At 40.5% G+C, this 1,836-nt stretch carries 2 protein-coding genes; one reads left to right on the top strand and one right to left on the bottom strand.

Annotated elements, in window-relative coordinates:
- Positions 1-109: 109 nt before the first annotated feature.
- Positions 110-1,054, bottom strand: coding sequence for an amidoligase family protein (locus AB5903_RS22400; RefSeq protein ID WP_016662406.1), 945 nt, complete (start codon positions 1,052-1,054; stop codon positions 110-112).
- Between the two features lie 606 nt (positions 1,055-1,660).
- On the opposite strand from AB5903_RS22400, the gene AB5903_RS22395 reads away from it, so the two are divergent.
- The coding region (locus AB5903_RS22395; protein ID WP_368118317.1) for a BfmA/BtgA family mobilization protein at positions 1,661-1,836 on the top strand (176 nt) is incomplete at its 3' end.

Raw genomic sequence — 1,836 nt, 5'->3', positions numbered from 1 at the left:
TCGGTACAATCGGAATCCATCCAACTGCCCACACGAAGTTCATGCACAAACTCTTTGGCGTTGCCGGCAACGATACGCTCGTCACCAGGCAACATATATGTTTTCTTATTCATACGGCTAATTTTTTTGTTCTTAATTTATAATACAGTTTTTGTTTTTCCCCCAAGAAAGGAAAATTTTCCAACCTGACTCCTGTCGGGAGTGCACTTACAGATGCAAAGGTAATCATTCTATCCAAAAATCTCACCCAATTTTCCATCTTTGTGAAACTGATAGTTCCCGAATGCTGTCTGAACTCTACCGTTTTGTGGCGCGAATAGGCTTTAAGGTTTACTTTCATATATCTGGTTGGGAACAGATTCTGAAGTTCTTCAATATTTCGTGCCGAGCGTATCCGTTCATCAGAGAAGCGACAGAGTGAAGTACAGAAATTATTGTTGTTTCCTCTGCGTGAAACTGGCATAAATTTATCAATCTCAATTTCGGCATGCTTATATGAAAGGAGCAGGTTCTGCCAAGTAGTGATACTGAAGTCTTCAGCACTCATGTGCACATGCAGTCCACAGCTTCCATTAATCTTTACATTACATGCATCCAAAACCCAACAGACTTTTTCCAGTTCTTCCAATCCGTCTTCTCCTACCAATATAGGGCTTACGAGCTCAAATGTGTCATTCCCGTTCAGACTGCTATCCGTAACCAGTTTCCAACGTGAACGCAAATGGTGGTTGTATGCTTCACTGTTCACTTCGATGCCCGCCTCTCTCAATTCGTGAACGAGCCGTTCACGTGTGCAGTTATATGCCTCTATCTCGACACCGAATTTTCTTCTGAAAGAATAATCCAAATCCGGTACAGTAACTACGGAAGTCCGAGCTGCAGGTAGCAATCCTTCATCCCTCATTTTCTTATATACATTCCACACGAATCCACGATTTCCACGAGTAACGAGCTCTGCTATTTCCCGGTGAGTAAGGCCGAGCAGAAGAAGTTTACGTATCTTCGACGTCTTTGTTCCAGCTTCTGCTAAAATGTTTCTAATTTCTTCATTCATAACGTGTTATTCCCTTTATTATCACATATCAAAGGTAATGATTTTTCTCTGTTTGTCCAAATTACACACAGCTCTTTATCAGTGAATTAGCTTACTTTTGCTTCTGCTAATAATTGTATCCGTCTTCCTTTCAAGGAGGGAGTTTACACGCTGTTTTCATCCGTTTCCATGCATTTACTGCCATTTCCCATTTGTCACTTTCTTTCATGGGTGGGGTCTTCGGATTGTACGACTGTTCCGAAGTGCTTCCGGGGCTTTGTGGCTTCCCGGGGCTAAGGGGCTGAAAGTCCCTTAGTGAATTCCTGATAAGGAAGAGCAAGAGGAGTTCCCGCACGCGAGAACCTTAATCGACGCAAAGCGTTGATGAATAAACAATTACATGTAGCTACTATTTACTTGAATATATACAAACGTAAACAAAAGGAATTTATAGTGCTGATTTAAAAATAATTGTACTGTCAACTTTCAGTAAACTTCTTGTAAACGACGTGGCATTTTGCTAATTTTCAGTATATTATAATATATTATCCTGATTGAGTAGGTGTAGCGCTTGACATCCAACAACCTTATATTTACCTTTGTCTCAGAAACTTAATCAGTGACAAAATGTATACAAACAAAGAAAACTCTACCAAATTGATCCGAATTTCTCCAAGCGTAAAAAAACGCTTGGAAATCTTTCAGGCCGGTGATACCCCCAACCTATGTATTGACAGGATGATTACTTTTTTTGAAATTACCGGATATAATCCGCGTTATGCTTCCAAGAATCCGACAGCATT

The organism is Bacteroides sp. 2201st1_D9_2201SCRN_220225, from assembly GCF_040928965.1.
Taxonomy (GTDB): Bacteria; Bacteroidota; Bacteroidia; order Bacteroidales; family Bacteroidaceae; genus Bacteroides; species Bacteroides stercoris.
This window is presented reverse-complemented; position numbering and strand designations above follow the sequence as displayed.